Consider the following 13,304-nt stretch of genomic DNA (forward strand, 5'->3'; position numbering starts at 1 on the left):
ACGACAACAGCTAGGACTCACGAGGGACTCGACATGTTCCTATTCTGTTCTAATGCCCTCCCGAGTCAACCGCCGATCGCACGACCCTTGCGCGGGCGCCGGCTTGCCATTCCTTTCCCGATGCTTAGGCTCGCCTGCGACCCTTATCGGAGCCCCTGATGACCGCACGCCTGCGCGCCGTTCTGGCCGCGACCACGATCCTCGCCCTTTTCCCTGCAGGAGCCGCCATGGCGCAGACTTCCGCCGCTGCGGCCCCCTCCTCGACTTCCGTCGATGCAACCCCGCTGCTCGCCCCCTGGGGCGGCCCCTATGGCGGCGTGCCGCCCTGGGACAAGGTGACGCCGGCGATGTTCCCCGCCGCTTTCCCGGTCGCGATGGCCGAGCTTCGCCGCGACGTGCTCAAGATCCGCGACGACACGCGCCCGGCGACCTTCCAGACCGTGATCGAGCCGATGGAGCTCGCCGGCGACACGATGGACCGCGTCGAGTCGATGTGGGGCGTCTATTCGAGCAACCTCGCCACCAAGGAGGTGCAGGCGATCGACCGCGAGTGGAGCCCCAAGCTCTCCGCCTTTTATGACGAGCTCTACCTCGACCCCAAGCTGTTCGCGCGGGTGAAGGCGGCGTACGACAGCCGCGCCAGCCAGAAGCTCGATCCCAAGCAGCTGCGGCTGCTCGAGCGCACCTATCGCAGCTTCGTGCGTCGCGGCGCGCTGCTCACCGATGCGCAGCGGGCGCAGGTGTCGCAGCTCAACCAGGCACTGTCGGTCGCCTACAACGCGTTCAGCGAAAAGGTGCTGGCCGACGAGGAGACCTGGATCGTCGTCGACGATGCCAAGCAGCTTGCGGGCCTGCCCGACAGCTTTGTCGCCTCGCTCAAGGCCGCGGCTGACGAGCGCAAGCTCCCGGGCAAGTGGGCGATCGTCAACACCCGCTCCTCCGTCGCGCCGGTGCTGACCTACGCCACCGATCGGGCATTGCGCGAAAAGGTGTGGCGCGCCTTCGTCAACCGTGGCGACAACGGCGGCGCCAACGACACCAATGCGACGATCGCCGAGATCCTGAAGCTCCGCCAGCAGCGCGCCAAGCTGCTCGGCTTCCAGAACCACGCCTGGTACCGCATGGACGACACCATGGCGGAGACGCCCGCCAATGCCATGTCGCTGATGATGCGCGTGTGGCCGGCCGCCGTCGCCCGCGTCCACCAGGAGGTCGCCGACATGCAGGCGCTCGCCAACCAGAGCGGCGCCAAGATCACCATCGAGCCGTGGGACTATCGCTTCTACGCAGAGAAGGTGCGCAAGGCGAAGTACGACCTCGATGAGAGCGAGGTGAAGCCGTACCTCCAGCTCGACAACATCCTCCAGGGTGCACTCTACGCCGCGGGCCGACTCTACGACCTGGAGTTCAAGGAGAACACGGGGCAGATCCCGGTGTTCGATCCGGCGGTGCGCACCTTTGTCGTCACCGACAAGCGCGACGGGCACAATGTCGGCGTCTTCTACTTCGATGCCTACGCTCGGTCCGGCAAGCGCTCGGGCGCCTGGGCTACGGCCTATCGCCGCCAGCAGGAGCTGGGCGGCCACCGGAACGTGCTGGCGTCCAACAACAACAACTTCGTGAAGGGCGCCCCCGGCCAGCCGACGCTCATCAGCCTGGACGACGCGACCACGCTGTTCCACGAGTTCGGCCACGCCATCCACAGCTTCCTGCAGAACGTGAAATATCCGGGGCTCGCCGGCACGCCGCGCGACTTCGTGGAGTACCCCAGCCAGGTGAACGAGAACTGGCTGCTCACCCGCGACGTGCTCGATCGCTATGCCAAGCACTATCAGACCGGCGCGCCGATGCCGCAGGCGCTGGTCGACAAGATCGAGAAGTCGTCGACCTTCAACCAGGGCTTCGACACGGTCGAATATCTCTCGTCGGCGATCGTCGACATGAAGCTGCACGACCGCGACACGCCGGTGACCGACGTCGATGCGTTCGAGCGCGAGACGCTGGCCCAGCTCGGCATGCCGAAGGAGATGGTGATGCGGCACCGCCTGCCGCAGTTCAACCACCTGTTCTCGTCCGACGCCTATAGCGCCGGCTATTACAGCTACCTGTGGTCGGAGACGATGGACGCCGACACCTGGGCGGCGTTCACCGAAACGGGCAACGTCTGGGACAAGGCGACCGCCGATCGCTTCCGCACCGTGCTGCTGTCGACCGGCAACGAGACCGATCGCAAACAGGCCTATCGCGCGTTCCGCGGCCGCGACCCGGACGTCAACGCGCTGTTCAAGCGCCGCGGCTTCCCGGTGCAGTAAGCGGCAGGAGGTCCGCGGCGCCAGCCGGTGCCGCGGACCTCAGCCGGAGGGCTGCTCACGGCCGCCATCGGGTTCGTTCCTGGCCTGCCACGGCCAACGCCCGTCGATCTCCACCTCCAGCGAGAAGCTGAGGAAAGTACGGATCAGGACGATGCCGGCGAGCACCGCCAGGCTTTCGAGCGTCGGCTCGATCGCCACCGTGTTGATGATGTCGGCCGCGACCAGCAGCTCCAGCCCCAACAGGATCGAGCGGCCCAGGTTGGATCGCAGCCGCTTGTAGGCGACGCCTGCCGGGCACTGCCGCAGATCGCGGACATAACGCACGCCGGACACGGCGGCGCCGAGCAGCAGCACCGTGACACCGATGACCTCCACCGCGCGCGTGACGCCGTGGATGGCCGAAAGCAGCAGGGAATCGTCGATCATTTCCCGTCAACCCGCCGGGCAGGACCGGCGTTCCGGCCAAGCGATCAGGCGACCAGCCGCGCCACCTCTTCGAAATCCCCGGCGATGTCGTGCACGCCGATCCGGCGCAGCACGTCCGCGTGGCCGATGCCGCAATGCTGGCCGGCGCACAGGCCGATGACGTGCGCACCCGATGCCACCGCACCTGTTGCGCCCACCGGCGAATCCTCCAGGATCACGCAGCGTTCGATCGGCACGCCGAGCGCGTCGGCAGCAAAGAGATAGAGGTCCGGTGCCGGTTTGCCGCGGGTGACATGCTCGCGTCCGCTGAACACCTTGTCGCCGAACGCGTCGCGCAGGCCCAGATGGTCGAGATGCGCGGTGATCCAGCGCGTCGAACTCGACGAGGCGATCGCGCGCGGCAGTTCGCCCGGCAGCGAACGGACAAAGGCAACCGCACCCGCCACTTCCTCGATCCCCTCGGCGACCGCGCGCGCATCCTCGGCAGCGCGGGCCTCGTGGAAATCGGCCGGGATCGGGCGCCCCAGGAACGCCTCCACCTCGTCCAGGAAGTCCTTGCCGGCGCGGCCCATGAAGCGCGCCATCGCCTCGGCGGTGTCGATCGGGTGGCCGGCAGCCGTCAGGTAATCGGCGAGGTGGCGGTTCCCCGCCCATTCGCTTTCCAGCAGGACACCGTCGAAGTCGAACAGGATCGCGTCGAACCGCATCAGCGTGCCCCGAACAAAGCGGTGCCGACCCGCACATGGGTGGCCCCCAGCGTCACCGCCGTCTCGTAATCGCCGGACATGCCCATGCTGAGCCCCGGCAGGCCGTTGTCGTCGGCGAGCTTCGCCAGCAGCGCAAACCAAGGCGCCGGCTCCAGCTCCAGCGGCGGGACGCACATCAGCCCGATTACCGGCAGTTCGGCGCTCCGGGCCTCGGCAAGCAGTGCCGGCAATTCGGAGACGGCAACGCCGCCCTTCTGCGGCTCGTCGCCGATGTCGACCTGCACGAAGCAGGCGGGGCGTCGGTCGTGCCGGTCCATCGCCTTGGCGAGGGCGGCGACCAGCGACGGCCGGTCGAGCGAATGGATCGCGTCGAACAGCGCCACCGCGTCATCAGCCTTGTTGGACTGAAGCTGCCCGACCAGGTGCAGCTGGATGTCCGGGGTCCCCTGGCGCAGCGCCGGCCATTTCGCCTGCGCCTCCTGCACGCGGTTCTCGCCGAACACGCGCTGGCCCGCGGCGATCAGCGGGGCGATGGCGGGGGCCTCGTGCGTCTTGGAGACGGCGATCAGGCTGGTGGCGCCGGCCGGGCGCTTGGCGAGCTGCTCGGCGCGCGCGATCCGCTCGCGCACATCGGCCAGCCGCTGGGGGGCATCGTCGGTGGTCATTGCCGGCGCTATAGGTAGCGCGATGCGTGCCCGCCAGCCCCTCCCCCGCCAATGGCTGATGACCGACCCGCGGATGGGCGAGGCGCTATGGGACGCGCTCGAACGGCTGCCGCGCGGCGCGGGCGTGGTGTTCCGCCACTATCAGCTGCCGCCCCAAGAGCGGGCCGCGCTGTTCGCGCGTGTTCGACGCGTCGCGCGGCGCCGGCGGCTGGTGCTGCTCGTCGCCGGCGCCCGCCTGCCAGGCGCCGACGGTCGGCATGGCATGCGCAGCGCAGTCCCGAAGCAAGGGATCGCGACTCGGCCCGCACACCATCGTCGCGATGTGGTGGCCGCCCGCCGCGACCGAGTCGACGCCGTGTTCGCCTCCCCGGTCTTCGCCACCCGCTCGCACCCGGGCGCTCCCGCGCTCGGACGAGTCCGCTTTGGAAGGATGATTCGAGGAGCCGGCATCCCGGTGATCGCACTCGGCGGCATGGATGCACGGCGCGCGCGCAGCCTGGCCGGCTTCGGCGTTCACGGCTGGGCTGCGATCGATGCCTGGACGCGGTAGCGCCCGGCCGGATCAGAAGCGGAAGGCGGTGCCCACGTAGAGCGCCTGGCTGTCCCGACGCGTGTCCTCGGTCCGCAGGAGCCGGTCCTTGTCGGACTTGTAGCGCACGCCTGCCGTCACGTCGAAGTGGCGGGTCAGCGAATAGGAGCCCCCGACGCCGATCGACGCGCTGGGTACATCCGCCACCAGCTTGGCCTGGTCGATGAGCGGCTTGTCGCCGCCCACGGTCACGCTGCTGGTACGACGCGTCGACTTGCCGACCGCCGCACCGATGCGATCGCGATTGCCCGGCTGCGCACCCAGGTCGAGCTTGGCGAGATCGCCGACGGCGGCGAAACGCTTCCAGCCGACCGAAGTCCCGAGATTATAGGCGATAGGCGCAAGCGTCGGGCCGACGTTGGTGTCGACCGCCGCATGTTCCGAAGCGGCAGCCGGCTGCGTACGCGCGCGCACCGCAACGGTCACGGCACGCTTGCTGATTCGCTGGCCTTCCGAAGGCGTAAAGCGGAAGCTGCTGCCGTCGATCCCGCTGCGCGCGAGAACCGCGGCGAGCTTGGGATCGGCAGACGAGGGCGTGAAGCCGCCGATGCTGCTGACGGGGGCCGCACGGCGAAAGGCCACGGCACGCGAGCCTTCCGGGGCACCCAGCGCAGGCGCGATCAAGGCTCCGGCGGCGCTCAGCACCCCGATCCCCAATCCAGCCATGGCGCGCATCGTAAGCACCCCGTTTCTCCTCCCGCTTCAAAAGTGCGCTAGCATGATTCGGTTGCATGTCGCCACCGGCCGAACACGATTCCGGTGAACTGTTGCAATCCGCCCACATGCCGCCCGGTACTGCCTGCGGGGCCGCGCCGCTTGCGGCGGCACCGCGACCCTCTATAGAAGCAGCCGATGTTCCGTTCTTCCAAGGAAACGCCGATGATCCGCCCGTTGCGCACCGCGATCCTGGGTCCGCTCGCGATTGCCCTCACGCTCACCGCCTGCGGCAGCCGCAAGGACGATCTGAAGGCCGATCTCGCCGCCTCCCAGGTGACGACCATCGGCGTCAACAGCTATCTGTGGCGCGCCAGCCTCGACACGCTCAGCTTCATGCCGCTGCTCCAGACCGATTCGAACGGCGGCGTGATCGTGACCGACTGGTATGTGAACCCGGCCACGCCGACCGAGCGCATGAAGGTCACCGTCAGCATCCTGGACCAGGATCTGCGCGCCGACGCCCTGCGCGTGGCGGCGCTCCGCCAGGTGCAGCAGAACGGCCAGTGGGTGGAGGCGCCAGTGCAGGCCGCCACCGTCCAGAAGCTGGAAGACATTATCCTGACCCGTGCGCGCGACCTGCGCCGCGGCGCGCTGATCGGCTGAGGCAAGCACCCCTGAAATGGCCTCGCGTTTCAATGCACTGAAGGCGGATGCGGCCTGGCAGAAGCTGTGGGAAGACCGCCGCACCTTCGCCGCCCGCGACGACAGCCCGCGCCCCAAGAGCTACGTGCTCGAGATGTTCCCCTATCCGTCGGGGCGCATCCACATGGGCCACGTGCGTAACTACACCATGGGCGACGTGCTCGCGCGCTTCCGCCGCATGACCGGATACGAAGTGCTCCACCCGATGGGCTGGGACGCGTTCGGCATGCCGGCCGAGAACGCCGCCATGGAAAAGGGCGTGCACCCGGGCGGCTGGACGCGCGACAATATCGCCACGATGAAGGCGCAGCTGAAGCGGCTGGGCTTCGCGCTCGACTGGACGCGCGAGCTCGCGACCTGCGAGCCGGACTATTACGGCCATGAGCAGGCGCTGTTCCTGCACCTCTATGCGGCCGGCCTCGTCTACCGCAAGGAATCGGCGGTGAACTGGGACCCGGTCGACATGACCGTGCTCGCCAACGAGCAGGTGATCGACGGCCGCGGCTGGCGCTCGGGCGCGCTGGTGGAGAAGCGCAAGCTCTCCCAGTGGTTCCTCAAGATCACCGATTTCGCAGACGAGCTGCTCGACGGCCTCCAGACGCTCGATCAGTGGCCCGACAAGGTCAAGCTGATGCAGGAGAACTGGATCGGCAAGAGCCGCGGCATGAAGATCCGCTTCCAGGTGTCGGACGGCCAGCCGGTCGAGGTCTTCTCGACGCGCCCCGACACGATCTTTGGCGCGAGCTTCGTCGCGGTCGCAGCCGACCATCCGATCGCCCAGGCGGCGGCGTTGCGCGATCCGGAAGCACAGGCGTTCATCGATCGCTGCAAGCAGGGCGGCACCACCGCGGCCGAGATCGAGACCCAGGAAAAGCTCGGCTACGACACCGGCGCCACCGCGACGCACCCGTTCACCGGGCTGCCGATGCCGGTGTTCATCGCCAACTTCGTGCTGATGGAATATGGCACCGGCGCCGTCATGGGCGTTCCGGCGCACGACCAGCGCGACCTGGACTTCGCGCGCAAATACCAGCTGCCGGTGCGCCGCGTGGTGGCCGACGGGGAGCGCCGCGATCCGCTGTTCGAGGGCGACGAGGCCTATACCGGCGGTGGCCAGCTGGTGAACTCCGACTTCCTCGACGACATGGACGTGGACGCCGCCAAGGCGGCGGTGATCGCACGCGGCGAAGCCGACGGCTGGGGCGAAGGCACGACCGTCTGGCGCCTCCGCGACTGGGGCGTCAGCCGCCAGCGCTATTGGGGCACGCCGATCCCGATCATCCATTGCGAGGATTGCGGCGCGGTGCCGGTCTCGCAGGACCAGCTGCCGGTGGTGCTGCCCGAGGACGTCAGCTTCGACGTACCGGGCAATCCGCTCGATCGCCATCCGACCTGGAAGCACGTCGACTGCCCGACCTGCGGCAAGTCGGCGCGGCGCGAGACCGACACGCTCGACACCTTCGCGGATTCGTCCTGGTACTTCATCCGCTTCGCCAGCCAGCCCAAGGACAAGCCGTTCGACAAGGATGTCGTCGCCCAGTGGCTGCCGGTCGGGCAGTATATCGGCGGCGTCGAGCATGCGATCCTGCACCTGCTCTACGCCCGCTTCTGGACGCGCGCGCTCAAGCGCACCGGCCTGATCGACGTGGCCGAGCCGTTCACCGGCCTGTTCACCCAGGGCATGGTGACGCACGAGACCTACAAGTCCTCGGACGGCCGCTGGCTGGGTCCTGCGGAAGTGCAGGACGGCGTGGAGATCGCGACCGGTGAGGCCATCACGGTCGGCCGCGTCGAGAAGATGTCCAAGTCCAAGAAGAACACCGTCGATCCCGGTCCGATCGTCGACCAGTACGGCGCGGACGCGGTGCGGTGGTTCATGCTGTCCGACAGCCCGCCCGAGCGCGACCTGCCGTGGAGCGAGGCGGGCATCGAGGGTTCGTGGCGCTTCGTCCAGCGGCTGTGGCGGCTGTTCGACGGCCTCGCCGAACAGGCGGGCACCGAGGGGGCCGACAAGGCGCTCGACCGCAAGCTGCACCAGACGATCGCCGGCATCGCCGCCGACGTCGAGGCGCTGGCGTTCAACAAGGCGATCGCCAAGCTCTATGAGCTGACCGGCATGATCGAGAAGGCCGCGCCATCCGCCTCGCGCACCCAGGCAATCCGCACGCTGATGCGGCTGGTGGCGCCGATGGTGCCGCACATCGCCGAGGAAGCCTGGGCCGCGAACGGCGGCGACGGGCTGATCGCCGACGCACCTTGGCCGGAAGTCGACGCCGCACTGCTGGTGGAGGACGAAGTCACCGTCGCGGTGCAGGTCAACGGCAAGCTGCGCGACACGCTGACCCTGCCCAAGGGCACCTCGCGCGAGGATGCGGAGGCCGCGGCGCTCGCCTCGGCCAACGTCCAGCGCGCGATGGAGGGCAAGCCGCCGCGCAAGGTGATCGTGGTACCCGATCGCCTGGTGAACATCGTCGCATGATCCGGCGCGCCGCCCCGCTGCTGCTCGCCTGCCTGCCGCTGGCCCTCACCGGCTGCGGTCTGCGGCCGCTCTATGCGGGCGGCGAGTCCGGACCGGTGCGGGCGCTGCTCTCGGGCGTCGAGGTGGCCCCCATCCCCGGCCAGAACGGCTGGCTGATGTCGACGGCGCTGCGCGACCGACTGCGTGCCGAAGGCGCACCGCGCTACCGGCTGCAGGTGACGCTCGATGACGAGATCACCGGCCTGGGGGTCCGCCGCGACGATGCGGTGACGCGCGAGCGCCGGACGCTGCGCGCGCGCTACCAGCTGGTCGATGCGGCGAGCGGCGAGACGGTGCTTGACGCCACTGCGGGCTCCGATGTCGGCATCGACGTGGTGAGCTCCGAATACGCCACCATCGCCGCCGAACAGTCGGCGCTGGAGCGGCTGTCGGGCATCGTCGCCGACCAGATCATCAGCCGCCTAGCGCTCTACGCGCAGCGGACCGACCTCCCCGCCGGGCAGTGAAGGCCAAACCTGATACCCTCGGGCCGCGGCTCGACAAGCCCGCTCCCGACATCCGCCTCTACCTGCTGCACGGCCCCGATGAGGCCGGTGCGGCCGAACTCGCGCAGCGGCTCGCCCGCGCGATGGGCCCCGAGGCGGAGCGCATCGAGTTCGAGGGCAGCGCGCTGAAGGCACAGCCCGGTGCGCTCGCCGACGAAGCCGCCTCGCTCTCGCTGTTCGGCGGTGCCCGCTACATCCGCGTCAACGCGATGGGCGAGGAATCGCTGGAGGCGGTGACGCTGCTGCTCTCCGCCGAGCGCGCCGGCAACCCGGTGGTGGCGCTCGCCCCTGCAGTCAAGGGCACGGGCAAGCTGGTGAAGCTCGTGTCGGCCGCGTCCAACGCCTTTGAGTGCGCCTGCTACGTGCCCGATGCACAAGCCGCCGCCCGACTGGCGACGGCGCTCGGGCGCGACCAAGGCCTGCGCCTCAGCCACGAGGCTGCCGAGCATCTTGCGGTGGCGAGCGGCGGCGATCGCGCGATCCTGGCGCGCGAGATCGAGAAGCTGGCGCTGTTCCTCGACGCCGCGCCCGACCAGCCCCGCGACGCCGGCTTGCCCGCACTCGACGCGATCGGCGCAGACCTGGGCGAGGCGGAGATGTTCGGTGCGATCGCCGCGATCGTCGGCGGCGACGCCGCCACCGCCGGCGCCGAGGTCGCGGCGCTGGAGGCCGGCGGCAACCATTCGGTGCCGCTGCTGCGCATGACGGTCCGCAAACTCCTGTCGCTCGCCGAGATGCGCGCCGAGATCGACGCGGGCGATCGCCCGGCCGACGTGATCGAGCGCCACCGGGTGTTCTTTCGCGAGAAGCAGCCGACGATGGACGCGCTGCGCCGCTGGAGTTCGCCGCAACTTGCCCGCGCGATCGACCGGCTGCGACAGACCGAGCGCGCCACCATGTCGGGCGCGAGCGCGGGGGACGTGCTGACCGCACACGTTGCGGTGGCGGCTGCGCGGAGTGTGCGGCGGTAGGGGGCGACGCCCCTAACCCTACACGCCCAATCCTGACCTGCACCTCCCCTCCCCCACCCCCCGTTCATCCCGAGTAGCCGTCGAGTAGCGGCGCAGCCGCGTATCGAGACGGCGTATCGAGGGAGGGTTGCCGCGCGGGACCGCACCTCGATACGAGCTCTCGGTACGCTGCTTCCGCAGCTACTCGACCTCTACTCGGCACGAACGGGAGGAGAAGGTAAGGGAGCACCCGGCTCCGACGCCCCCCTTTATGGATGGCTCGCCCCTTATCTGAACCGTTGTTGCTTCACGACAGCGGGTCGTTTGCGGAAGGAGCGAAGGTCATGGACATTTCTGTGCTCGGGATCGATCTTGGCAAGAACAGCTGCAGCGTGGTTGGGCTGGACGCAATTGGCAAGGTTGTCGTCCGCCGACGAATGCGGCGCGAGACAGTCATCACCTACGCGGCGACCTTGCCGGCCTGCGTTGTGGCGATGGAGGCCTGCTGCGGTGCGCATCACATGGGACGTGCCTTGGCGCGACAAGGCCATGCGGTACGATTGATGTCGCCGGAATACGTCCGCCCTTACGTCAAGGCGCAGAAAAACGATGATCGTGATGCCGAGGCGATCGCCGAGGCGGCGACACGGCCGACTATGCGGTTTGTCGAGCTAAAGACCGAGGAGCAACTCGACATGCAGACGCTCCATCGTATCCGTGACCAGCTTGTCGGAGACCGCACCTCCCTGATGAACCAGATCAGGAGCCTCCTCCTCGAACGCGGTTACATCGTCCCACAGGGGCGTGCAAAGCTTGCCCTTCGGCTGGGTGAGATGCTGGATGGTGACGAACCGGTACTCGGCTCCCGCATTCACCGGCTGGTGAGCGACATGCGCCTGCGCTGGAGCGCGCTCGACGAACGGATCGCAGATCTCGATGCCGAGTTCACCGATGCGGCTCGGGCGGATGAACGGACACGGCGATTGCTGACCATTCCCGGCATCGGTGCGCTTAATGCCACTGCGCTGGTGGCAGCGATCGGGGATGCCCGGACCTTCGGGCGCGGGCGCGACCTTGCCGCATGGCTGGGCTTGGTGCCGCGGCAGGCAACGACCGGAGGCAAGCCGCGGTTGCTCGGTATCACCAAACGTGGGAGCCGTTACCTGCGCAAGAACCTGATCCAAGGTGCGCGTGCGTCCCTGCCGGTCATGAGCAAGAGCGATACGCGACTTGGCGCCTGGCTGCGCGGTCTCCTCTCACGTTCTCATCACAACACCGTCGTGGTGGCATTGGCCGCCAAGATGGCGCGTATCGTGTGGGCGCTGCTGCGACACGAGCGCACCTACGATCCGGTTGCACAAGCAGCCTGAACAAGCTCGGCCGGCGCGCCTTGCGCCAGCTAAATGATGTCTGCGGGAGGTGAGTGAAAGATGGCCTGACAGTCGACCGGTGTCCCGGAACCCTATGGCTAAAAATGGCACTCGATGCCGGCCCCTTTATGAGGACCAGGACGCGCGGATCTCCATCTTGGCCAACAACCTCGTGTTGGAAGGCCGGATACGTTTTCGCAGACTGCTCAGAACATCAGACACAAACCGCTTGCCGACGGGGCGAGCCATACGTTTGACGCCCGCGCAAAAGCAGGGCAGGGCGTCCGCAACCCCTTTCCTGGATTCCCGATGCCCACCGCTTCCGACCGCCGCACCTTTGCGATCATTTCCCACCCCGACGCCGGCAAGACCACGCTCACCGAAAAGCTGCTGCTGTTCGGCGGCGCGATCCACCTGGCGGGCGAGGTGAAGGCGCGCGGCGCCGCCCGGCGCGCGCGCTCCGACTGGATGAAGATCGAGCAGCAGCGCGGCATCTCCGTCACCTCCTCGGTGATGACGTTCGAGCGCGAGGGCGTGACCTTCAACCTGCTCGACACGCCAGGCCACGAGGATTTCTCGGAAGACACCTATCGCACGCTGACCGCGGTCGACTCGGCCGTGATGGTGATCGACGTCGCCAAGGGCATCGAGAGCCAGACGCGTAAGCTGTTCGAAGTGTGCCGCCTGCGCAACGTGCCCATCATCACCTTCGTCAACAAGGTCGATCGTGAGGGGCGCCCGGTGTTCGAGACGTTGGACGAGGTCGCCGACCTGCTCCAGCTCGACGTCACGCCGATGACCTGGCCGGTCGGCATGGGCGGCGCGTTCGAAGGCATCTATGACCTGCGCAGCAACCGCCTGCTGCTGCCGGAAGGGCCGAGCCGCGAGTTCCAGGGCAAGGTGGTCGAGACCACCGGCCTAGACGATCCTAAGCTCGACGAACTGCTCTCGGCGGAGGGCCTCGCCAATCTGCGCGAGGACGCCGAGCTGGCGATGGCCGGCTATGCCGAGTTCGATGGCGAAGCCTATCGCAACGGCGACCTGACGCCGGTCTACTTCGGCTCGGCGCTCAAGGAGTTCGGCGTCGACTCGCTCATCAAGGCGCTTGCCGAATACGCCCCGCCGCCGCGCCCGCAGCCCGCCGAGCCGGCGCCGGTCGACCCGAGCAACCCGGAAGTCACCGGCTTCGTGTTCAAGGTCCAGGCCAACATGGACCCCAACCACCGCGACCGCATCGCCTTCATGCGGCTGTGCTCGGGCACCTTCAAGCGCGGCATGAAGCTGATCCCCTCAGGCCATGGCAAGCCGATCGCGGTGCACTCGCCAATCCTGTTCTTCGCGCGCGAGCGCGAGCTGGCGGACGAGGCGTTCCCGGGCGACATCATCGGCATCCCCAACCACGGCACGCTGCGCGTCGGCGACACGCTGTCGGAGCGTGCCGATGTGCGCTTCACGGGGCTCCCGAACTTCGCGCCGGAAATCCTGCGCCGCGTGGCGCTCAAGGACCCGACCAAGACCAAGCAGCTGCGCAAGGCGCTCGACGACATGGCCGAGGAGGGCGTGACCCAGGTCTTCTATCCGGAGATCGGCTCGAACTGGATCATCGGCGTGGTCGGCCAGCTCCAGCTCGAGGTGCTGCTGAGCCGCCTCGACGCGGAATACAAGGTCGCCGCCGGGCTGGAGCCCGCGCCGTTCGAGACCGCGCGCTGGGTGTCCTCGGAGGATCCGGCGGACCTCAAGACCTTCGCCGACCTCAACCGCACCGCCATGGCCAAGGACCGCGATGGCAACCCGGTGTTCCTCGCCAAGTCGGCGTGGGAAGTCGGCTATGTCGCCGACCGCTACCCCAACGTCCGCTTCGCTGCCACGCGCGAACGGTAAGGCCTATCCTGCGCAGGCAGG

General features: G+C 68.2%; 12 protein-coding genes. 8 read left to right on the forward strand and 4 right to left on the reverse strand.

Annotated features, from left to right (window positions below; translation table 11 throughout):
- Positions 1-158: 158 nt before the first annotated feature.
- Entirely contained in the window at positions 159-2,312 is a 2,154-nt protein-coding gene (locus EDF69_RS01630; protein ID WP_132884189.1) for a M3 family metallopeptidase, read from the forward strand.
- Positions 2,313-2,351: 39 nt separating this feature from the next.
- Here EDF69_RS01630 and EDF69_RS01635 read toward each other — a convergent pair whose 3' ends face one another.
- Genes EDF69_RS01635 through EDF69_RS01645 form a run of 3 tightly spaced genes read right to left on the reverse strand, consistent with a single transcriptional unit; the run spans position 2,352 to position 4,110 of the window.
- Entirely contained in the window at positions 2,352-2,738 is a 387-nt protein-coding gene (locus EDF69_RS01635; protein ID WP_132884190.1) for a DUF1622 domain-containing protein, read from the reverse strand.
- A 44-nt stretch (positions 2,739-2,782) separates the two neighbouring features.
- Positions 2,783-3,445 carry an HAD family hydrolase gene (locus EDF69_RS01640; RefSeq protein ID WP_132884191.1) on the reverse strand — a complete coding sequence of 221 codons (663 nt, stop codon included), beginning with the start codon at positions 3,443-3,445 and terminating at the stop codon, positions 2,783-2,785.
- Positions 3,445-4,110, reverse strand: a complete 666-nt coding sequence (locus EDF69_RS01645; RefSeq protein ID WP_132884192.1) for a YggS family pyridoxal phosphate-dependent enzyme — start codon at positions 4,108-4,110, stop codon at positions 3,445-3,447. Before EDF69_RS01645 ends, EDF69_RS01640 begins: the two co-directional genes overlap by 1 nt.
- A 58-nt stretch (positions 4,111-4,168) precedes the next feature.
- Here EDF69_RS01645 and EDF69_RS01650 point away from each other — a divergent pair, with 58 nt between their 5' ends.
- Entirely contained in the window at positions 4,169-4,660 is a 492-nt protein-coding gene (locus EDF69_RS01650) for a thiamine phosphate synthase (protein WP_239555243.1), read from the forward strand.
- 12 nt (positions 4,661-4,672) lie between these two features.
- On the opposite strand, the gene EDF69_RS01655 is transcribed toward EDF69_RS01650, so the two are convergent.
- Positions 4,673-5,374 (reverse strand): hypothetical protein, encoded by a 702-nt coding sequence (locus EDF69_RS01655; protein WP_339537611.1) that lies wholly within the window; start codon positions 5,372-5,374, stop codon positions 4,673-4,675.
- Between the two features lie 204 nt (positions 5,375-5,578).
- Here EDF69_RS01655 and EDF69_RS01660 point away from each other — a divergent pair, with 204 nt between their 5' ends.
- The 6 genes from EDF69_RS01660 to EDF69_RS01685 all read left to right on the forward strand — a co-directional run bounded on the left by EDF69_RS01660 (position 5,579) and on the right by EDF69_RS01685 (position 13,283).
- Entirely contained in the window at positions 5,579-6,019 is a 441-nt protein-coding gene (locus tag EDF69_RS01660) for a DUF3576 domain-containing protein (RefSeq protein WP_125959444.1), read from the forward strand.
- 16 nt (positions 6,020-6,035) lie between these two features.
- The gene (gene leuS / locus EDF69_RS01665; RefSeq protein ID WP_132884195.1) at positions 6,036-8,537 is read left to right on the forward strand and encodes a leucine--tRNA ligase; all 2,502 of its coding nucleotides are present in this window, start codon (positions 6,036-6,038) and stop codon (positions 8,535-8,537) included.
- Positions 8,534-9,043, forward strand: coding sequence for an LPS assembly lipoprotein LptE (gene lptE, locus EDF69_RS01670; protein ID WP_132884196.1), 510 nt, complete (start codon positions 8,534-8,536; stop codon positions 9,041-9,043). The genes leuS and lptE overlap by 4 nt, the downstream gene beginning before the upstream one ends.
- Complete coding sequence (gene holA, locus EDF69_RS01675) at positions 9,040-10,053, forward strand: DNA polymerase III subunit delta (RefSeq protein WP_132884197.1); 1,014 nt, start codon at positions 9,040-9,042, stop codon at positions 10,051-10,053. Before lptE ends, holA begins: the two co-directional genes overlap by 4 nt.
- 323 nt (positions 10,054-10,376) lie before the next feature.
- On the forward strand, positions 10,377-11,402 hold the full coding sequence (locus EDF69_RS01680; protein WP_132884636.1) for an IS110 family transposase: 1,026 nt from the start codon (positions 10,377-10,379) through the stop codon (positions 11,400-11,402).
- A gap of 309 nt (positions 11,403-11,711) precedes the next feature.
- Positions 11,712-13,283: a peptide chain release factor 3 gene (locus EDF69_RS01685; protein ID WP_132882847.1), complete on the forward strand. Its 1,572-nt coding sequence runs from the start codon at positions 11,712-11,714 to the stop codon at positions 13,281-13,283.
- The last annotated feature ends 21 nt before the right edge of the window (positions 13,284-13,304 follow it).

It is taken from the genome of Sphingomonas sp. JUb134 (genome assembly GCF_004341505.2).
Taxonomy (GTDB): Bacteria; Pseudomonadota; Alphaproteobacteria; order Sphingomonadales; family Sphingomonadaceae; genus Sphingomonas.